This is a genomic window from Paenibacillus sp. BR2-3, from assembly GCF_046529485.1.
Lineage (GTDB): Bacteria > Bacillota > Bacilli > Paenibacillales > Paenibacillaceae > Paenibacillus_AQ.
This window is the reverse complement of the sequence record NZ_CP126311.1, coordinates 4,035,705-4,055,736: the sequence shown is the minus strand read 5'-3', so window position 1 is coordinate 4,055,736 and position 20,032 is coordinate 4,035,705. Positions and strand designations below refer to the sequence as shown.

Annotated in this window: 15 protein-coding genes, 1 pseudogene and 1 other annotated feature; of the genes and pseudogenes, 13 read left to right on the top strand and 3 right to left on the bottom strand. The window is 49.7% G+C overall.

Features of this window, described 5'->3' with window-relative positions; translation table 11 throughout:
* Positions 1-82 precede the first annotated feature (82 nt).
* The 3 genes from PaeBR_RS19560 to pulA all read left to right on the top strand — a co-directional run bounded on the left by PaeBR_RS19560 (position 83) and on the right by pulA (position 4,762).
* Positions 83-358, top strand: a complete 276-nt coding sequence (locus PaeBR_RS19560; RefSeq protein ID WP_410512176.1) for an HPr family phosphocarrier protein — start codon at positions 83-85, stop codon at positions 356-358.
* On the top strand, positions 351-2,063 hold the full coding sequence (ptsP, locus tag PaeBR_RS19555) for a phosphoenolpyruvate--protein phosphotransferase (RefSeq protein ID WP_410512175.1): 1,713 nt from the start codon (positions 351-353) through the stop codon (positions 2,061-2,063). Before PaeBR_RS19560 ends, ptsP begins: the two co-directional genes overlap by 8 nt.
* 329 nt (positions 2,064-2,392) lie before the next feature.
* Positions 2,393-4,762, top strand: coding sequence for a type I pullulanase (pulA, locus tag PaeBR_RS19550; RefSeq protein ID WP_410512174.1), 2,370 nt, complete (start codon positions 2,393-2,395; stop codon positions 4,760-4,762).
* 80 nt (positions 4,763-4,842) lie between these two features.
* On the opposite strand, the gene PaeBR_RS19545 is transcribed toward pulA, so the two are convergent.
* Positions 4,843-6,456, bottom strand: a complete 1,614-nt coding sequence (locus PaeBR_RS19545; RefSeq protein ID WP_410512173.1) for a diguanylate cyclase domain-containing protein — start codon at positions 6,454-6,456, stop codon at positions 4,843-4,845.
* Between the two features lie 126 nt (positions 6,457-6,582).
* Between PaeBR_RS19545 and PaeBR_RS19540 the strand changes: the two are divergent.
* The 6 genes and pseudogenes from PaeBR_RS19540 to PaeBR_RS19515 all read left to right on the top strand — a co-directional run.
* Positions 6,583-6,699, top strand: a pseudogene (locus tag PaeBR_RS19540) (TetR/AcrR family transcriptional regulator); the annotation flags it as partial.
* A gap of 36 nt (positions 6,700-6,735) precedes the next feature.
* Positions 6,736-7,176: a hypothetical protein gene (locus tag PaeBR_RS19535; protein WP_410515249.1), complete on the top strand. Its 441-nt coding sequence runs from the start codon at positions 6,736-6,738 to the stop codon at positions 7,174-7,176.
* A 421-nt stretch (positions 7,177-7,597) separates the two neighbouring features.
* Positions 7,598-7,858, top strand: coding sequence for a 4Fe-4S binding protein (locus PaeBR_RS19530; RefSeq protein WP_410512172.1), 261 nt, complete (start codon positions 7,598-7,600; stop codon positions 7,856-7,858).
* A gap of 83 nt (positions 7,859-7,941) precedes the next feature.
* Positions 7,942-8,197 (top strand) — a binding site (T-box leader).
* A gap of 59 nt (positions 8,198-8,256) precedes the next feature.
* Positions 8,257-9,291, top strand: coding sequence for a phenylalanine--tRNA ligase subunit alpha (pheS, locus tag PaeBR_RS19525; RefSeq protein ID WP_410512171.1), 1,035 nt, complete (start codon positions 8,257-8,259; stop codon positions 9,289-9,291).
* A gap of 272 nt (positions 9,292-9,563) precedes the next feature.
* Positions 9,564-12,008 (top strand): phenylalanine--tRNA ligase subunit beta, encoded by a 2,445-nt coding sequence (gene pheT, locus PaeBR_RS19520; protein WP_410512170.1) that lies wholly within the window; start codon positions 9,564-9,566, stop codon positions 12,006-12,008.
* 194 nt (positions 12,009-12,202) lie between these two features.
* On the top strand, positions 12,203-14,155 hold the full coding sequence (locus PaeBR_RS19515; protein WP_410515248.1) for a hypothetical protein: 1,953 nt from the start codon (positions 12,203-12,205) through the stop codon (positions 14,153-14,155).
* Positions 14,156-14,254: 99 nt separating this feature from the next.
* Here the strand turns inward: PaeBR_RS19515 and PaeBR_RS19510 are convergent, their stop codons facing one another.
* Positions 14,255-14,647, bottom strand: a complete 393-nt coding sequence (locus PaeBR_RS19510; RefSeq protein ID WP_410512169.1) for a cytochrome C oxidase subunit II — start codon at positions 14,645-14,647, stop codon at positions 14,255-14,257.
* A gap of 231 nt (positions 14,648-14,878) precedes the next feature.
* Between PaeBR_RS19510 and PaeBR_RS19505 the strand changes: the two genes are divergently transcribed.
* Positions 14,879-15,934 (top strand): GGDEF domain-containing protein, encoded by a 1,056-nt coding sequence (locus tag PaeBR_RS19505; RefSeq protein WP_410512168.1) that lies wholly within the window; start codon positions 14,879-14,881, stop codon positions 15,932-15,934.
* Positions 15,935-16,001: 67 nt separating this feature from the next.
* Here the strand turns inward: PaeBR_RS19505 and PaeBR_RS19500 are convergent, their stop codons facing one another.
* Entirely contained in the window at positions 16,002-16,349 is a 348-nt protein-coding gene (locus tag PaeBR_RS19500) for a phage holin family protein (protein WP_410512167.1), read from the bottom strand.
* Positions 16,350-16,500: 151 nt separating this feature from the next.
* On the opposite strand from PaeBR_RS19500, the gene PaeBR_RS19495 reads away from it, so the two are divergent.
* From PaeBR_RS19495 to PaeBR_RS19485, 3 genes are all read left to right on the top strand, one after another.
* Positions 16,501-18,870, top strand: coding sequence for an endonuclease MutS2 (locus PaeBR_RS19495; RefSeq protein WP_410512166.1), 2,370 nt, complete (start codon positions 16,501-16,503; stop codon positions 18,868-18,870).
* 32 nt (positions 18,871-18,902) lie between these two features.
* On the top strand, positions 18,903-19,322 hold the full coding sequence (locus PaeBR_RS19490; RefSeq protein ID WP_410512165.1) for a DUF350 domain-containing protein: 420 nt from the start codon (positions 18,903-18,905) through the stop codon (positions 19,320-19,322).
* A 123-nt stretch (positions 19,323-19,445) separates the two neighbouring features.
* Complete coding sequence (locus PaeBR_RS19485) at positions 19,446-19,979, top strand: hypothetical protein (protein ID WP_410512164.1); 534 nt, start codon at positions 19,446-19,448, stop codon at positions 19,977-19,979.
* Positions 19,980-20,032: the final 53 nt, after the last annotated feature.

Sequence of the window (20,032 nt, the reverse complement as noted above, 5' to 3'; positions counted from 1 at the left end):
GTGCGCTTCCATTATAATAAAAAGGGAGCGCATGCCCTTTACCATAAACTAACTAATATGAATAGAAAGCAGGTTGAATATTATGCAAAGAACATTCAAAATTACGGACGAAGATGGAATCCACGCACGTCCTGCAACAGCACTGGTTAACACAGCTACAAAGTTTAAGGGAACAGAAGCTTATGCAGAAGCTAAGGGCAAGAAAGTCACTTTGAAATCCATTCTGGGCGTTCTTTCCCTGGGTCTTGAAGCAGGAGATTCTTTGACCCTGATTACAGAAGGTAGTGAAGAGAGCGACGCTCTTAACGCTCTGCAAGAAGTAATGATCAAAGAAGGGCTGGGAGAGCTTAATGAGTAAAATTTCAGGAATCGCGGCTTCAGCAGGGATTGCAGTAGCCCGTGCCTTTATCCTGGAACATCCGAATTACACGATCACCAAGGCTGCAATCAGCGATGCGGATGCAGAAGTGGCTAAGCTGAACGATGCGCTTGCTAAGTCCAAGTTGGAACTTCAAGCCATCAAAGAACGTACTTTGGCCGAACTGGGCGAGAAGAAGGCGGAGATTTTCGAATCCCATTTGCTTATTCTCGATGATCCAGAGCTCATCAGTCCTGTTGTCGATAAAATTCGTGATGAGTCCGTGAATGCGGACTATGCCTTGAATATAGTTGCGGCTCAGTTTATTGAAATGTTCGAGAATATGAAAAGCGCTTATCTGCAGGAACGTGCAGCGGACATGCGCGATGTAACCAAACGTGTACTGAACCACCTGATGGGTATTCATTATGTCAGCCCAGCGGAAATTAGCGAAGAGGTTATCGTTATCGCAGAGGACCTGACTCCATCCGATACAGCGCAGCTTAACCGTCAATACGTTAAAGGCTTCACAACGAATATCGGCGGCCGCACTTCCCACTCGGCGATTATGGCACGCTCGCTGGAAATTCCTGCGGTTGTAGGAACTAAGAATGTTCTTTCAGAAGTGAAAGCCGGTGATCTGGTCATTGTCGACGGTTTGAGCGGTGAAGTACTCATTAATCCTAGCGAAGCCGTTGTTGCAGAATACACCCTGAAGCAGGAAGCTTACGATCAGCAAATTGCAGAGTGGAAAAAACTCCGTGATGAACCGACCATTTCAGCTGATGGCAAGCATGTGGAACTGGCTGCCAATATAGGCACGCCAAACGATGTGAACGGTGTAATCGAGAACGGTGGGGAAGGCGTAGGTCTGTACCGTACCGAGTTCTTGTATATGGGTCGTGACAAGCTGCCTTCCGAAGAAGTGCAATACAATGCATATCGTACAGTTATTGAGAATATGGGCGGCAAACCTGTTGTCGTGCGCACTCTTGATATCGGCGGCGACAAAGAACTGCCTTATCTTGATCTTCCAAAAGAAATGAATCCGTTTCTCGGCTTCCGTGCGATCCGTCTTTGTCTGGACCGTCAGGACATTTTCCGCACACAGCTTCGTGCCTTGCTGAGAGCCAGTGTTCATGGGGATTTGCGCATCATGTTCCCGATGATCGCTACGCTCGGCGAATTCCGTGCAGCTCGTGATTTACTGCTGGAAGAGAAGGCTAACCTTATTGCTGAAGGCAAAGAAGTTTCAGACAACATTCAACTTGGCATTATGGTGGAGATTCCATCCACAGCTGTGCTGGCTGACCAGTTTGCCAAGGAAGTGGATTTCTTCAGTATCGGTACGAATGATCTTATACAATATACGATGGCTGCTGACCGTATGAATGAACAGGTTTCCTACCTGTATCAGCCTTACAATCCGGCCATCCTGCGACTGGTCAAAATCGTTATCGATGCTGCTCATGCTGAAGGGAAATGGACAGGCATGTGTGGTGAAATGGCTGGTGACGCTACAGCGATTCCATTGCTGCTGGGTCTGGGTCTGGATGAATTCAGTATGAGTGCTACTTCTATACTTCCTGCCCGCAGTCAAATTTCCAAGCTGTCGGCTGCCGACATGCAGGAATTAGCGGCAAAAGCATTGCAGCTCGGAACTGCCGAAGAAGTTGCAGCGCTTGTACAAAGCATAGGCAACTAAGTTTATTTTGACTGATGCATTAATCCGTTTTACTGCATTACACTTTTCCAACTACTTATCGCCGGTTCCCTTAGGGAATCGGCTTTTTTTGCGCAGTTTTATTAAAAATACAATTTCTTTAAACCGATAATAATAATAGAGGATAACTCAGTTCGAAAAAAACCCAAACCTGTAAACATATTGTCACATATTATAGTAATGTACCTTGAGTAGATGTGTTATGATAATCGACTTGCAGAGCTGTGCAAGTATGAGTTTGATGTTTTTGGGAATATTTGGACTATAAGCTTCTCGGCCTTTGGGCCCGAAGCAATAGGATGGTGACTATAATGAAAAGCAATTATATAAATGCAGATTTAGCCATGCAGACTTATGAGGGTAAGGATCTCGGATTGAACTATACTCCTGAATTTAGCGTATTTAAAGTATGGGCGCCCACGGCTATGGCTGTGTCGCTCGTACTCTATGAGACTGGCGGAAATGAAGGGCTGACGGAAGATGAGCATGAAGCAGAGGACATCGGACGAATTGTGTATATGCAGGCCACTGCGGATGGAGTATGGCGGGTTAAGCTGGCTGGTGACCTAAAAGGAAAGTATTATATGTTCCGCGTGATTTTTGATGAAGGCACGGTGGAAGAAGTCACAGATCCGTATGCCATTGCTGTATCTGCGAATGGTGTGCGGACAGCTGTCGTGGACTTGGACGATACAGATCCAGAGGGCTGGTCAGAGGATGTATCCCCACCGTTGGCCCATCCGTCCGATGCTGTTCTTTATGAGCTGCATGTGCGTGATTTTTCGATTCATGAGAGTTCGGGTATGGTCCATAAGGGTAAATATAAAGCATTTACAGAGACCGGACTCCGGGACGTGGAAGGAAATCTGCTGGGAATTGACCATCTGGTGGAGCTTGGGGTTACCCATGTGCATTTAATGCCTGTCTTTGATTTCCAGACCGTTGACGAACTAAAAGCTATGGAATACAACTGGGGGTATGATCCTCAGCATTATAACGTGCCGGAAGGCTCTTACAGCACGGATGCTGCAAATCCCGGGGTACGTATTAGGGAATTTAAGGAAATGGTTCAGAGCCTGCACCGTTACGGGATTTCAGTTATAATGGATGTCGTTTACAACCACACCTATTCGGTGGAGGACGGTCCATTTGAGCGACTGGTACCCGGTTATTATTACCGCCATGACTATAATGGCCGGCTGTCGAACGGTTCCGGCGTCGGCAACGAGCTGGCCACAGAGCGCCCGATGGTGCGCCAATATATCAAGGATTCGCTTCATTACTGGGCCAAGGAATATCATATTGACGGGTTCCGGTTTGACCTGATGGGTCTGATCGACAAGGTTACCATGCAAGAGATTGCCGAGGAGCTGCGTATGGAGGTTAATCCTAATCTGCTTATATATGGTGAGCCTTGGACAGGTGGAGACTCTCCTTTGATTGCCAAAACGCTGAAAGGTGTGCAGCGGGGAAAGGGTTATTCCGTTTTCAACGATAACTTCCGTTCGGCAATCAAAGGCGATAGCGATGGCTGGGGAAGGGGCTTTGCAACGGGTGAGTACGGCAAGGAGAGTGCCGTTGCAGCAGGCATTAAAGGGGCCATTCATGAGTTTACCGATTCGCCTGTGGAATCCGTAAACTATGTTACAGCCCACGATAATCTGAATTTGTGGGATAAGATGCTCGCTGTTCAGGGGAAACGCCAGGAGGCTAACTTTCCGGATATGGAAAACGGCTGCCTAAAGGGTGGCGGCAGTGTTGAGGAAGCTGTAGCGCTTGCCAATCCATATATGACTGTAAATACGGATCATATTCTTGACAGTGAGACGGTTCGCCGCTCTTTGCTTGCTAACGGCATCGTGCTGACCTCCCAGGGAATTCCCTTTTTACATGCCGGAGATGAGCTGCTGCGCAGTAAATACGGTGACCACAACAGTTACCGGAGCAGTGATGCCATCAACGCATTGAGGTGGAATAACAAGAGAGAATTTATGCCTGTCTTTCAATATTATCAAGGCTTGCTGGAATTGCGGCGCAGCCATCCGGCTTTTCGCCTGCACGGCCGGCAGGAAATTGAACGTTCCCTGGAATTTCTGCGCTGTGCAGACGGGGTAGTGTCCTATGTACTTAAAAACAACGCTGGCGGTGATGATTGGAACAATATTGTCGTTATCTTTAACGCCAATACCTGGCCGATATCCATGGAAATGCCACATGCTTCAACCCGCTGGAATGTAGTGGTGGATCATAGCCGTGCAGGGAAGGATGCGTTCCGGACAGTGGACGGCAGCGGCGTGCAGGTCGATGGATTATCGATGATGGTGCTTTATGACGAATGCGGACAACCGGGCCCGCGGGCCAAAACCATTGAGGTCCACTATGATCGGCCTGATGGTGATTATCGCGGCTGGAACCTGTGGGTTTGGGGAACAGGGATACAGGATGGACAATGTGATTTTCGGTATATGGAGGACGGCCGGGCGGTAGCCATTATTGAAGCATTGCCGGAAACAGCGTCCATCGGTTATATTTTACGGCTGGGCGATTGGGAGGAGAAAGACGGCACCGGGGATTGTTATATTGACTGTCCTCCTGGTAAAGAGATTGTAAGGGTAGTGATCCGTGACCGTGAAACGGATGATGGAGAACCAGGGAAGGATCATCTGCAGTTAACGAGCTGATTACAATACAATAAAGGCTGTTCCCGGTCATCAGGTGCGATGATTATGGGAACAGCCTTTTGAACTTTCAACGCATTCCACTATGAACGCCCATTCTTCTGACTCGAAGTCCCCGCATCAATCCGCTCGTCATAGAGATTGGCTTCGTTACCGCCATGGCTTTTGGAACGGTACATCGCAAGGTCGGCAGCGCGCAGGAGCTCGTTAATGCTTTCACCATGCAGCGGATACAGGGCAACCCCAATGCTTGCAGAGGTATGGAAGCTGGAGCCCTTGCTAACCGACCACGACTTATTGAACAATTGGAGCAAACGATTCAGCATTTCATCGAGCATTTCCGGATTGTTGATACGGTGCAGGACTACAGCAAACTCGTCGCCGCCGATGCGGAACGCCTGCCCGGCACCTTTTACCGTTTGCTGAAGCTCACGCGAGAGCAGCTGCAGGAACTCGTCACCGGCCAAATGGCCCAGGGAATCGTTGAGCTGCTTGAATCTGTCACAGTCCAGTAACGCAAGGGCCACTTCCTGCCGCCGTTCTTCCGGTTGTGTGATAAGGTTCTCCATGTACATTTTGAAATGCGCCCTGTTGGGGATGGCAGTCAAATGGTCATAGAAGGCTAGCTTATGCAGCCGCTCTTCATATTGTTTGCGCTGCGTAATTTCACGCGAAACGAGCATGAATTGCGCCGGAAAGGAACGGCTTCCTTTGACCGGGGTAACTCTGGTCTCCAGCCATACCCATTTTCCATCGGCCCCGCGCATGCGCAGCTCGGACATTCGCGGAATGCCTTGTACAACACTTTTCAGCTTGGCCCAGGCAATTTCCGGTTCGCGGACATAATTGGAAAGGGGTTCCCCTTTTTTTGGAACATAACCGAGCGCTGCGGAATGCGAAGGTGAAGCGTAAAGTATCAATCCGTTGGGATCCGTCAGTACAATAAAGTCGGACATCGTTTCACCAATAAGCTGATACAACGTCTGTTCCTCGAGCATTTCATTCTGCAGCACAATAATTTTGCGGCCCAGATAAATAATGACCAGAATAAGCAGACATAGAAGGAGCGAATAAAGGGCGAACAGGGAGCTTTTCTGTTCATGAAATACAGATGTTACCTGCTGTGCGTAGCTGTCGATAAGTGCCTCGGACCGGTCGAGACTGCTTCGTGCTTCATTGAGCTGTGTACTCACCAGAACGCTGGAGAAGGACTCCGGACTCCAATCGCTCTCCATACGGCCGGATATCAAACTCCTCCCCATATCCTGCCACTCCTGAAATGGGGTTTTGAAAGCTGCCAATTCATCCTTAAGTTCATTCAGCAGCAATTCGTCCTGCTTAAGCCCAGTATATGGCTTCTCGATAGAAGAGATGTTTTGACTGGCTTCAGTAATTCGCTCCTGAATCTGGGAGATATTATCTTCGAATATCTGTATGTTTTCCTTCCGTTCCTTCTCTGTGCTCACTTGACTCATTACTGTATGGAGTGCGAGGGAGGACTGAAAAAGATCACGGTCAGCGTTTAAAATGAGCTCGGAGTTCTGATAAACGTCATTGTATAGTGAATTGGAAAGCTTGTTAATGGTATGGTTCAGGTAGAGTAAGGAGACGAGACTAATAGCGACCAAAAGCACAGATATAGCAGCGAACAAAAGAATTAATCTACGCGTTATTTTAACTTCGGAAAAACCAGCCACTGTAATCCTCTCCCCGCATACAACGTATTGGAAACTTGAATTTATAGTCCCCAGTTATAATATGTTTTTCATTCAGTATATAGGACGGCCCTTAAACAGAGCAATGTGTCCAGTTAGAAATAGAATCTGGCAGAGCAGCTGTTTGCTGCCCATGGATTTCTTGACACTACAATTGAGGAGATTATTCAAAAGGCCGGGATCGCTAAAGGAACCTTTTATTATTATTTTGCTTCCAAAGACATTCTGCTGCAATCCGTTATAGAACGCAGATTGGGCGATATGGGTCTCCATGGGAACAGGATTGCAGCCGATCCCAATCTTTCGGCGGAGAGCAAGCTGATTGCGGTCCTCCAATTCGTTTTTGCGCCCAAGTCAAAGGAAAGCGGAAAATCCGGTAATGGCTCCTTTGAGATGGACCCTTTGGTGCATTTGAAATTGACGGAAATGTTTTATGTGAAAATGGAGCCTGTCTTTGCAGCCATTGCAGAGCAGGGGGTTAAGGAAGGTGTGTTTTCCGTTCCCTATCCTCGTGAAACAGCCCGGCTGCTGCTGCGTGGAATAACAGAATATATTCATTCCAGTTTTACCCGAAATCCAATTGAAAATGGGGAGGAAGACTCAATGGCCGTAATCGACTATGTATTGAACAGCGCGCTGGGAACCGGCAGAACCTCAGGCTTTCTTGTTATGGCGAATACTCGGAAGGAAGGGAGAGCTTAATATGGAATCCAGCCCTGCCAATCGGCGCAAACGCCTAAGTATGCGTAAAAATGTGTTCATTCGCTTCCTTTTTACTCCTGCCAGTACCATTGAACTACTTCTCTCCTTATTTGATTATTGACGGGCTTTTTCAGGGATTGTTGGCCGGAGCCTGTTGGACGAGCGGATTCGAAAACCCTTGAGACTTATTACCCATCTTCGAGCTGTTCGATACGCTTTGGGCTTAATATGGTTGGCATTTATTATTTTTCCGCTGATTAAGCATGCAAAGTGGCCAGAGATTCAACCCTTTTACCTGACAGAAGGATACATTTCCGTAGATACCTGGGGCAAATTGGCATTTATGCTGGTCCTTATAACCTTACTGTCCTTGGCTCCTTTATTTTTAGGAAAAAGAGCTACCTGTCATTATGTATGTCCAATGTCTATTTTAAATGTGGCTTCTACCCGAATTCGTAATGTGTTAAAGCTGCCAGGACTCCGGCTGAAGGCCGATTCCTCCAAATGTGTATCCTGCGGCAGCTGTTCCCGTGTGTGCAGCATGAGTCTTGATGTAAAGATGATGGTGCAAAACAGTGAGATGGATCATCCTGAATGCATCATGTGCGGAGAATGCGTCTCGGCCTGCGGAAAAGGAGTAATCAGGCGTTCCTTCGCAGGTCCGGATGCACGGAGCCTCTGAAAGAACTGCCCAGCTTGCCAAAATCACTTTTTTTGCATATAATAAATGAACATGTTTTCTTTTATCAAGAAATTTGAAACTTCCAAAATGCAATGATGGAGAAGAGTAAGCAGCGCCTGACTTACAGGGAGGAGACGCCGGAGATTGAGAGCGTTTCTACGAAACAGAGCTGCCCAAGTTCACTCCGGAGCAGTTCCCTGAATTTCACTCAAGAGGATTCTTGAGAATGAATAGTAGGGGATAACCGGCCGCAGACCGTTATTTCTGTATAAAGTGAGACGGCGATCTGTTAAGAAAGCTGTCTAACAAGGGTGGTACCACGGTCTTTTCGTCCCTTTACCGGGAGAGAGGCCTTTTTTTGTTGAATTGATAATGATTGAAAGGGGCTGTATACGGCCATGAAGGAAAAATTGGAAGCATTGAAGATTGAGGCGCTGGCTAAGCTGCAGGAAGTGCAGGATGCGCAGGCTCTGAACGATTTGCGGGTGAAATATCTCGGTAAAAAGGGTGAGCTGACAGAGGTTCTTCGCGGAATGGGAGGACTTACTGCCGAGGAGCGTCCGGTCATCGGTCAAGTTGTGAATAACGTACGCGGTGCGATTGAGGAGATTATTAGTGCGAAACAGGAGGCTTTTCAGCAGCAGGAGACGCAGAACCGCCTGCAAGCCGAGAAGGTTGATGTAACACTGCCGGGGCGGAGCCTGGCCCAAGGGGGCATTCATCCGCTAAGCAGAGTGGTTCAGGAAATCGAGGATATTTTTATAGGGATGGGTTATCGTGTAGCCGAAGGTCCCGAGGTAGAAACAGACTACTACAACTTCGAAGCGCTAAATTTGCCCAAAAACCACCCGGCCCGCGATATGCAGGATTCTTTCTATTTGACGGAAGATTTGCTTATGCGCACCCAGACTTCCCCGGTACAGATTCGTACCATGCAGGCTATGAACGGTGAAGCTCCTGTCAAAATCATCTGCCCCGGCAAGGTATTCCGGCGTGATGATGATGATGCGACCCATTCCTTCCAGTTCCATCAAATCGAAGGTCTTGTTATTGGACGCCATATCCGGATGAGCGATCTGAAGGGTACGCTGCAGCAATTTGTAAAAGAGATGTTCGGATCCTCTACAGGCATCCGTCTTCGTCCGAGCTTCTTCCCTTTCACCGAGCCAAGCGTTGAGGTTGACGTAAGCTGTTTCAAATGCGGCGGTGACGGCTGCAGACTGTGCAAGCACACGGGCTGGCTTGAAATTCTCGGCGCAGGCATGGTTCATCCGAAGGTACTGGAAATGGGCGGATACGATCCGGCCGAGTTCAGCGGTTTTGCTTTCGGCATGGGTGTGGAACGGATTGCGATGCTGAAATACGGAATCGATGACATCCGTAATTTCTACAATAACGATATGAGCTTTGTGAAGCAGTTCAAGGGCGTTTAGATTTTTGGTGGTAGGTAGTGCTGGCGGGTTTGGAGCGGCAGAAGGTATTTGATGTTGGATTTCAATTGATTTAAGAATATTAAAGTAGAAACGAAGAGAAATTTTGGAACTGGAGAAGCGTTAGCGTTCGCCTTTATCCTCTGATTTCAACCGCTAAGCGGTTTAATCAGGAAATCAGAGGATAACAGCGATCGGAGGTCCAAATATTTCTCGTAGTGTATGCATTTAATAGGAAATTAAATACATCTGAAACAAAAGGGAAGTGAGCGGACATGAAAGTATCAACCGGGTGGTTGGCTGATTATATATCGCTAGAGGGAGTAAACGCCGAGGTGCTGGCGGATAAAATTACGGCTGCGGGCATCGAAATCGATGGTGTGGAACGCCGCAATAAAGGCATTTCCAGGATCGTAACCGGCTATGTGAAATCAAAGGAAAAGCATCCGGATGCGGATAAGCTTAATGTGTGTATCGTGGATGTGGGCCAGGACGAGGAATTGCAGATCGTTTGCGGTGCCAAAAATGTGGCTGCGGGGCAAATGGTTCCTGTGGCGCTGGTTGGGGCGAAGCTCCCGGGTCTGGATATCAAGAAAGCGAAGCTGCGCGGTGTATTGTCCCAAGGGATGATTTGCTCGGCTAAGGAACTGGGCCTGAACGACAAGCTGCTCCCGAAAGAGCTGCAGGAGGGTATCCTGGTTCTGCCTGAAGAAACAGAGATTGGCCAGGATATCATGAAGGTGCTGGGTTTAGAGGATGAGGTGCTTGAATTTGATTTGACGCCCAACCGGTCCGATTGCCTCAGCATGATTGGCGCGGCTTACGAGGTAAGCGCAATTCTGGGCCGTGAGCTTAGTTTGCCCAAGCCGGAGGAGGAAATTGTAGAGATTAGCGGCGCTGCCGGGAATACGATTTCCGTTCAGATTGAGGATGAAGCGTATTGCAGCCACTACGCAGTCCGTTATATTACGGGTGTCAAGCCCGCAGCCTCGCCACTCTGGATTCAGAACCGGTTGATGGCGGCGGGTGTCCGCCCGATTAACAATATTGTGGATATTACCAACTACGTTATGCTGGAATATGGACAGCCGCTGCATGCTTTTGATGCTGATAAAGTGGAAGGCGGCATGCTGTCTGTCCGTCTTGCGCATGCAGGCGAAGTTCTTACTACACTTGACGGGCAGGAGCGGAATTTAGAGCCGCAAATGCTTGTTATTGCCGATGGTGTAAAGTCGGTAGCCTTGGCCGGTGTGATGGGCGGTCTGAATACGGAGGTTACGGCAGAGACTGTGAGCCTGGTACTGGAATCGGCCAAATTTGACGGAGGCACCGTACGTAAGACCTCCCGTCAGTTGGGTCTCCGCTCTGAGGCGTCCTTGCGTTTTGAGAAGGAAGTAGACCCGAAATCGGTTATTCCGGCACTGAACCGTGCGGCAGCCCTTATTGCGCGTTATGCGGGCGGCGCAGTACAGCAAGGTATAGTGCAGGCGGGAAGTGATGATGTAGAGGAAAAGGTGCTCACCTTGTCCCTGGATAAGCTAAACCGCTATCTTGGCACGGATCTGTCAATGCTGGAAGTAAAAACGCTGTTCAGCCGTCTGCATTTCCCGTACGGAGACGTCACACAAGGCCTGATCGAAGTAAAGGTGCCGACAAGACGTGGCGATATCTGCTACGATGTCGATCTCATCGAGGAAATTGCCCGTTTGTACGGCTATGACAATATCCCGACGACCCCGATTGAAGGTCCAACTACACCGGGCGCATTGACCAAACCACAGGTGCTGCGCCGTGAACTCCGCCGCCTGTTGGTGCACGGCGGCTACCAGGAGGTGCTCGGATATTCCTTCATTCAGCCGGAGCAAGGCAAATTGTTCCCTGCATTCTCGGAGGGAGGCCATGCCGTCAGTCTGGCCATGCCGATGAGTGAAGAACGCAGTATTCTACGCACAAGCGTCCTGCCGCAGCTGCTGGACATTGCCCAATATAATGCGAACCGCCGTCAAAGTGATCTGGCGCTGTTCGAAATCGGCAATGTGTTCTTCACGGATGAAGAGCAGCTGACCCGTCAGCCGCGTGAGCTGCCGGTGCTGTCCCTGCTGCTTAGCGGCAGCAGTTCAGTCAAGCAGTGGAATGTTGCTCCGCAGCCGGTGGATTTCTTCGACCTGAAGGGTGCGCTCGAAACCGTATTTGCTCATCTGGGAATTACAGAGTCAGTAAGCTATGTAGGAGATAGCCCGGAGGGTTACCATCCGGGACGTTCCGCTTCTCTCTATCTGCTCGGTAATGAAGGCCGTGTTAAAATTGGTACAATGGGACAGATTCATCCCGAGCTGCAGCGTAAGCTGGATCTTGAGGATACCTATGCTGCGGAGATTGCACTTGCTCCACTATATGAAGCGGCTCAGAGCCGTCTGCAATATCGTGAGCTTCCGCGCTTCCCGGGCATGGAGCGGGATATTGCAGTGGTTGTGGAATCTTCGGTTCCAGCCGGTGATCTACTGGCCTTAATCCGTGAGAACGGGGGAAGCCTGCTGCAGTCCGTACAGGTATTTGATGTGTATACGGGCGGTAAGATGGAGAGCGGCAAGAAAAGTATTGCGATCTCCCTGATGTACCGTCATCCCGAGCATACGCTCACAGATGAAGAAGTTGGAGAGGTTCATGATAAGGTTCTGGCAGCTCTCCAGCAAAGTTTTGGCGCAGAATTAAGAAAGTAGCAGGAATTGTGTAAAGCCGCAGCGAATCCCTTTAGAAACCGAGATTCGCTGCGGCTTTTCTCATTGGGCAGAGGTGCGTTGATTACCGGTTGTCAGGATTGAATTTTGCCAAATGCCAGTGAATAAAGCTACAATACAAGCAGGGAAACCAGCTTAGAATCCGCACACATACAAAGGAGGACACAACTGTGGCTATGGACCGGACACGTGTCGCCGTAGAGATATATGGCACTTCCTATAGACTAGTCGGAAGCAGCACTGAATATATGAAGCAAGTTGCCCGTTATGTAGATGAGCATATGCGGACCATCTCCAAATCACACTCCAGATTGGATACACCGCGCATTGCGGTGCTTGCAGCCGTGCATATGGCCGAGCAGGCCTTGCAGGTACAGGATTTCAAGAATGAGCTTAACATGCTGACTGGAGAACGCAGTGAGCTGCGTGTAGAGGTATCCCGCCTGCAGGACCTGCAGCGGGAGCGGCAGGAGGAATACGAGCGGCTTGAGGCTGCGGCTAAAGAGGAAGCAGGAAGGCTGATCGCTGCTGCTGAAGAAGAGCGAAGACGGCATCTGGAAACCCAGGAGCTGGAGCGTAAGGCACATGCCGAACAGCTGCTGGAGGCGGAGGAGGTTGCAGCAGCTGCTCGTCGGAAGCTGGAAGAAGAGCTGCTTAAACGGGAGCAGGAGTTGGCGAACGCCGAAGCCGTGCGTCTTCAGCAGCTGGAAGAGCTGAAGACTGCGCATCTGCAGGAACTGGAGAACATCCGGGAGACGCTGGCCCGGGAGAAGGCGGAAACCGTTGCTGCTCTGGAAAAGGAGCTGGCGGAAACGAAGGAATCACTGGGTAATGAGCTTGTAGAGACCCGGAACTCACTCGGCCAGGAGCTTGCTGACACCAAGTTGGTGCTGGGCAGGGAGCTCAGTGAAGAGCGGGAAGCGCTGCAGCGGGAGCAGTCAAGGAATAAGGAGCTGCGGCAATCCCAGGGCACACAGGAGCACAGACATAAGCAGCAGATTCAAGAGCTGGAGAAGCAGCTTGGCGAGCTGCGCGGAGGAACCGGACAGCTTCAATCGCGGCTGCGTGCAGCGGAAGCGGGTCTTAAAGCCGAACGCGAAGCCCGGGCGACACTGCTGGCACAATATGAAGCGGTTATTAAGCGTGAAGAGCAGTTGAGTGAGGAGCTTCGCTCCGCGACAGAGCGGGGAACACTGCTGAACGAGGAACTGGAAGAACTGCGCCAGCATTATAGTCTGGCCCAGAACGAGGCGTTCGCCCTGCGGAAGTCACTGCAGGAAACCGGAGATCGTATGCGCCGCGTTCAGGAAGAGCTTGCCCGGTCGACTTCGGAGGCAGCCATCTGGCAGGAGCTTGCCGATAAGCGCATGGAGGATATCGGTGAGCTGGAGATGAATCTGCTTGAGGCAGAAGAGAAATCCTTGACACTGCAAACCGAGATAGAGTCTCTATACGGTCAGGCAGACGGTTTAGTACAGAAGCTGGAGCAGGAAAGCCGGCTTCGTACCGAAGCGGAGCGTGAACGCGAATTGCTGCGGGAGCAGGGAGTGCAAGCCCAGAAGGACCTGTCTGCGCTTCGTGAACGTTATGAGGAACTGATCTCCCGGTATGATGAGGTTCTGCAGGACGGGGAACAGCTTCAGGAACGATATCTTCTGCTGGAAGCGGAAGGCGAGGAAGCGGCGCTGCGGCTGGAAGAGCTGTCGGAGGCCGCACGCGAAGTAGCGGCTGCAGTGACCGATCAGCGGGAAGCTTTAAAAGAGGCTGAGGAGAACGGGACAGTCTGGAAGCAGAAATATGATGAACTGGCAGAGCGCCAGCGTCAGTGGACCGATACGGAGACCAAGCTCCGCGAGGAAATCGATTTGTGGCAGCAGGAGGTTCAAGAGGCTGAGGGTCAGAGGGCAACACTGGATCGTGAGCGAAGTGATGTACTTGAACAGCTTGGCGAGGTTGGAGATAATTATGAGATGGTTCAGGGGCAGCTCCGTCTGCTTCAGGTTCAATTTGATCAGCGTCAGGAGGAGCTTGAACAGTTAACCCGGGAGCATCGCAGCCTTCAGGCGGAATATGCCAAGCTGCAGGTTGAATATAATGAATGGATTCAGCTGATCGAACAGGATAGCTGAATAACGGATATTTCAAAGCAGGGCTGTTTCCGGGTAGGCAATCTACTTCGGGAACAGCCCTTTGTTTGTTTATAGTTCACAGCAAACACGTTTGCTTTCCTACTCTACAATTATTTTGGCAACCATCCTGCTGTGACCTGAGCCGCACATAATGGCGCATGACATTTCAAAGGTGCCGGCCTCCTCAGGAACAAGGACCTGAGAGGAGTTTTCCCGGTTTAGCTGAAGCTTGAATTCGGGTATGAGGATGCCGTGATTACCGCTCTCGTTCTCAAATATAATTTTGACGGGCACGCCCTTTTTTAAATGATATTCCTTTTGATCGAAGCTGTAATTGGTAGCTTTAATAATAAGCTCCTCTTGCGGTGCTACTCCTGTGTCAGTGATACCGCTGCTGTTACCCGGGTTTTCATTAGTATTGCTGTTATCGCTGCAGGCGGACAGAATGAGAACACTGATAATACTTAGGAATATTAGAAATTTTCTTTTCATCTTCATCCTCCTTCCGAATTTGCCGATACTATATAATAGTACAGGGAATGTGACAATTCAGTTAACACTATACCTTAAATTCGAGGAACATGTCGCGGCAGGTTATGAAAAATAGGTGAACGGAAATTTGCAAAAAAGTAGGGGATTCACATTTTTTTAGCTAACGATAATCTGAATACGGAGATATGGCACCGTAGAATACTGAACGGATATTGGATCATTGTAGCCTTTATGCTGGTTTTTCAGGTGTTTTTTGTACTGTTCGCCGATCATCTTAATATTAAAAGCTCAGTCAGCCTTGATAAAGCACATTTATTTATAGCCTGTAATATACTTATCGTTATATGTATGGGGTGTGCCGAAATATGGCTGCGTTCAAGCGGTCAATATCATAAGGAAGCCGTGGTCAGCAGCGGATTTATCGTTTCCTATCTTATGTACTTCGTGACAGAGCCTTTTGTCGACGGTGCTCAAATGACGCTTTTGCTGCCGATCATGGTATCGCTTGTTTATTTTGATCAGAAACTGCTGTACGGCCTGGGCTTGTTAAGCGTTGTTTTTTATGCCGGAGTTTATTTCGGGCTGGAAAGGGTATTTCTGCATAAGCCGCTGCTCGAGTTCTTGATTATAGAATGTGTATTCATTATTTTCGTGCTGATGTCGCAGGCTGTAATTATCCGTGCCCGTGAAGCCCGCGAACATCTGGAACAATTGACCAAGTCGGAACAGGGACTGATGGTGGAACGTGCGATTTCCGATAAGCTGTTAAAAATAGATGCCCTAACGGGCCTGTACAACCATAAAACGTTTCATGAATATCTCGACTTGCTGCTGGAACAGTGTGAAAGTAATGGTCTTCGTTTACAGCTGGCTCTTTTGGATATCGATAATTTCAAGCATGTCAACGACAGTTATGGTCACTGGGTGGGGGACCTTGTATTGAAGGAGGTTGCTTCCAAGCTTGGCGGGATGATTGGTTTGAACGATTTTGCCGCACGGTACGGCGGGGAAGAATTTGCGGTCATATTTACGGACAAAAACTATCCGGAAGCTTATGCCGGCGTAGAGGAGCTTCGGGCAAGCATTGAGCAAATGGAGCATCCTTATGCGGGCGGCAAACCGGTTACCGTTAGCATAGGGTTGTGCAACTACGAGGTTGGGCTAGGCAAAGAACTGCTCTTCCGCAACGCGGACGACGCTCTTTATATAGCTAAGAAAGGCGGTAAGAACAGGGTGGCAACAGCTCTGACCGCCAAAGGGGAAGAAAACATTCTGTCGTATGTGTGAAACACGAAAGCCCCTCTTCCGGGTACCGGAAAAGGGGCTTTCGTGATGTAAATGGATTTGAAGCACATTATTTGGCCGCATCAAATGGAGTTGATACAGGCAGGAACAAATCGATGATCCCGATGACCAGAGCAGCGAGCAGCGCACCGATCATGGAGACACTGACCCCGCCTACTACAAACTGGGCGGCCCAGATCACGAGGGCACTGACCAGGAAACCGACAATACCGCGGCCAAACGGCGTGGTCTTGGAACCGAAGATACCCTCAATCGCCCAGCCGAGAAGAGCAATAACCAGGGCCAAAAGAAGGGCGCTCCCAAAACCGCCGATTGAAAATTGGGGTACAATCCATCCGACAACGAGCAGTACAATCGCTGCGACGATAAAACGGACTACATGACCTAAAAATCTCAATGGACAAACCTCCTTTGTCTTATCTGGGGGATATGTGCATTGTTATTGTGACCGGAACATCCCCTTTCTATGTTGGGAAACGATACCCAAATAGCGAAAACCGGACAAATTCGGTATAATAGTCTAATCTATGAAGGGAGCTGGACTGTAATTGGACGACAAAATTTTGCATACGCTTGAATATCGCAAGATTTTAAATAAATTGATGCAATATACTCAAACCTCTATGGGACGGGATGCCGCTGAGAAGCTGAAGCCTTCCGCTGATTTCGAAGGGGTAAAGCGGCTCCTGCAGGCTACAGATGAAGGAGCTACGGTTGATCGGCTAAAGGGTATTCCTTCCTTCTCCGGTGTAAGCGATATCGGTGCGGCGCTGAAGCGGGCATCCATCGGAGGCATGTTGGGCACGCATGAATTGCTCTCGGTAGGCAATACAATCGGTGGTGCGCGGAGAGTCAAACGGTTTCTGGCTGCAATGCATGAAGACGAGAAGATCGAAGCCTTATTCGCCTTAAGTGATCTGCTCTCGGAGCAGAAGCACGTGGAGGATGCCATCCGTGCTTGTATCGACGAGAACGCCGACGTGCTCGACTCAGCGAGTCCGGAGCTGGCTTCCATTCGTCGTGAACTGCGGGGCGGGGAGACAAGAATCCGGGAAAAGCTGGATTCCATGATCCGCTCCTCATCCGTAGCCAAAATGCTGCAGGACCAGCTCGTTACCATTCGCGGAGACCGGTTTGTTATTCCCGTAAAAGCGGAATATCGTGCGCACTTTGGCGGGATCGTACACGACCAGTCCGGCTCAGGCGCAACACTGTTTATTGAGCCGGAATCCATCGTGGCCATGAATAACAAGCTTCGAGAGACTCGGCTGCGTGAAGAACGGGAAATCGAAATCATCCTGCATAGACTTACAGCTCTTGTAGGTGATATTGCGGAAGAAATGAAATATGACATCGATATCCTTGGCGAGCTTGATTTCATCTTCGCCAAGGCGCGGCTGGCCCGCGATATGAAGGCCACCCAGCCGCGGATGAACGACCGTGGATACCTTAAGCTGCGGAAGGGGCGGCACCCGCTGATTCCCTCGGAGCAGGTTGTTCCGCTGGATGTGGAGCTGGGCAATCAATACAGCTCTATTATCGTGACCGGACCCAATACCGGGGGAAAGACGGTTACCTTGAAGACCATAGGCCTGCTCAGTCTGATGTCCATGTCCGGGTTGTTTATTCCGGCGGAGGAAGGCAGCCAAATGTGCGTGTTCGATGCCATTTATGCTGATATCGGCGACGAGCAGAGCATCGAGCAAAGTCTTAGCACGTTTTCTTCCCATATGACCAATATTATTTCCATTTTAAAAAGAATGACGCCTAAAAGCCTGATATTGCTTGATGAAGTGGGTGCAGGCACTGATCCGGCAGAGGGCTCGGCACTCGCTATTGCCATTCTGGAGCATATTCACCGGACGGAATGCCGGATGATCGCGACTACCCATTACAGCGAGCTGAAAGCTTATGCCTATGAGCGTAAAGGGATCATTAACGCCAGTATGGAATTTGATGTGCAGAGTCTCAGCCCTACCTACCGCCTGCTGATTGGTGTACCTGGACGAAGCAACGCTTTTGCGATTGCGGAGCGTTTAGGCTTGCCGGGTGCTATTCTGGAGCATGCGCGCGGGGAAGTGAAAGAAGAGGATCTCCGCGTGGAGCATATGATTGCTTCGCTGGAAGAGAACAGGCTGGGCGCAGAGAATGAGCGGGAACGGGCAGAACATTTGCGCCGTGAGGCCGAAGATCTGCGGAACAAGCAGCAGAAGGAAATCGAGAAGCTGGAAAGTCAGCGTGACAAAACGCTGGAAAAGGCCGAGAAGGATGCTGCCGCGATTCTCGATAAAGCGCGTAAGGAAGCTGAGGATATCATCAGTGATCTTCGCCGGCTGGCGCTGGAGGAAGGCGCTTCAGTCAAGGAGCACAAACTGATTGAGGCACGCCGGCGTCTGGATGAAGCAGAGCCTAAAAAGCGTAAAAAGGATACCCCGCGCAGTGCCGTTAAGCCTCCCCGCCAGATTCAGCCAGGTGATGAAGTCACCGTGTACAGCCTGAACCAAAAGGGGATTGTTGTAGAAATGAGCGGCTCCAAGGAAGCTGTAGTGCAGCTTGGGATAATGAAAATGAAGGTGCGGCTGGATGATCTTGAATTGCTGTCTTCGGCCACTAAATCGTCCGCACCACAGCCCCTCCGGCAGGCCACAACAGTGAAACGTACCCGGGATGAGAACATCCGCAGTGAACTGGATCTGCGTGGAACCAATTTGGAGGAAGCGATTATGGCGACCGACCGTTTTATCGACGAAGCCTTCCTCGGTAATCTGGGTCTGATTTCAATCATACACGGTAAGGGAACGGGCGTTTTGCGTTCAGGTATTCAGGATTATTTGCGCAAGCACAGATATGTCAAAAGCTATCGGCTTGGTAACTATAACGAAGGCGGAGCAGGCGTGACCGTGGCCGAGCTGCAGTAGCGCTCCAAGCCCGGCAGAAAGAAGGGGAAGATATGCAAGACAGTATCGATCATTTGCTGGGCTATCCGCTTGGCGCACTGCTCGGCTACTTCACGGTGGCTATTTTAGGGCTGGTTGTATTTCTGTCCTTTTTTGAAATGGTTACCAAATATAATTGCTGGGAAGAGATCCGCAAAGGGAACGTGGCTGCAGCAATGGCGACCGGAGGCAAAATCTTCGGAATCTGCAACGTGCTCCGCTTCAGCATAGAAGCGGGCGCGTCTATTTACGAGACGATGAAATGGTCACTTGCAGGCTTTTTATTGCTGCTGACAGCTTATTTCCTGTTCGAATTTCTGACACCCGTATTTTCAATTGATGAAGAAATTGCCGCGGATAACCGGGCTGTGGGACTGATTGCTATGCTGATCTCCGTCTCACTCTCCTATGTAATTGGCGCCGCTATATTTTAGGAGGATATTCATGAAGATTTTGACCCGTGTCTTGTTTATATCTGCCATTGCTTTTATAGGCGCCGGTATTATTTATTTAATGATGAACTAAATCCAACGTAAGGCAAGAAGGAGATTATGAAGATGGAAACGACAGTTTGCCCTTGGTGCGACACTGAAATTGTGTGGGATGAGGAATTCGGACCGGAGGATACATGTCCGCACTGCAATAATGAACTCAAAGGCTATCGCACGGTTAATCTGAGTAGTGATGATCTGGGGGACGAGATTGAAGAGGATGAAGCTCCGGAAGAAGCAAGCAATGACGATGATCTGTGGGGACATAACGATAAGGACAGCGTTGTGCCCATATTCAACACATTGGACCAATTTCGTGATGACTACGATTTGAATCGGTACGAAGCAAGCGTTTCAGTTGTTCTTGCAGAGCAGGAGGAAGCGCCCGAGTGTCCGCAGTGCCATGAACTGATGCTGCTGGCTGGCACGCAGTCTGTAACGGAATTCGATCCGTCGTCTCCTTCGGCGCTGGGTGCGCCCGTGCTGAAGTCCCCATTCTCGATAAAGATGCATGTATGTCCTTCTTGTTTCCATGTGCAGCACAGCCTTGCACAGGAAGCACGGATTCAGCTTGTACGTAATCTAAGCGTCCAGGATTAAACGGTTTGATGGATTTCCCTTCTTTCGGGCATGTTATGAAAGAACATGTCTAG

What these genes read in the sequence shown, in the direction of transcription:
- PaeBR_RS19560 (WP_410512176.1), top strand. Translation starts at nt 83, where the DNA reads ATGCAAAGAACATTCAAAATTACGGACGAAGATGGAATCCACGCACGT.
- ptsP (WP_410512175.1), top strand. Translation starts at nt 351, where the DNA reads ATGAGTAAAATTTCAGGAATCGCGGCTTCAGCAGGGATTGCAGTAGCC.
- pulA (WP_410512174.1), top strand. Translation starts at nt 2,393, where the DNA reads ATGAAAAGCAATTATATAAATGCAGATTTAGCCATGCAGACTTATGAG.
- PaeBR_RS19535 (WP_410515249.1), top strand. Translation starts at nt 6,736, where the DNA reads ATGGGTCTCCATGGGAACAGGATTGCAGCCGATCCCAATCTTTCGGCG.
- PaeBR_RS19530 (WP_410512172.1), top strand. Translation starts at nt 7,598, where the DNA reads ATGTCTATTTTAAATGTGGCTTCTACCCGAATTCGTAATGTGTTAAAG.
- pheS (WP_410512171.1), top strand. Translation starts at nt 8,257, where the DNA reads ATGAAGGAAAAATTGGAAGCATTGAAGATTGAGGCGCTGGCTAAGCTG.
- pheT (WP_410512170.1), top strand. Translation starts at nt 9,564, where the DNA reads ATGAAAGTATCAACCGGGTGGTTGGCTGATTATATATCGCTAGAGGGA.
- PaeBR_RS19515 (WP_410515248.1), top strand. Translation starts at nt 12,203, where the DNA reads ATGGACCGGACACGTGTCGCCGTAGAGATATATGGCACTTCCTATAGA.
- PaeBR_RS19510 (WP_410512169.1), bottom strand. Translation starts at nt 14,647, where the DNA reads ATGAAAAGAAAATTTCTAATATTCCTAAGTATTATCAGTGTTCTCATT.
- PaeBR_RS19505 (WP_410512168.1), top strand. Translation starts at nt 14,879, where the DNA reads ATGCTGGTTTTTCAGGTGTTTTTTGTACTGTTCGCCGATCATCTTAAT.
- PaeBR_RS19490 (WP_410512165.1), top strand. Translation starts at nt 18,903, where the DNA reads ATGCAAGACAGTATCGATCATTTGCTGGGCTATCCGCTTGGCGCACTG.
- PaeBR_RS19485 (WP_410512164.1), top strand. Translation starts at nt 19,446, where the DNA reads ATGGAAACGACAGTTTGCCCTTGGTGCGACACTGAAATTGTGTGGGAT.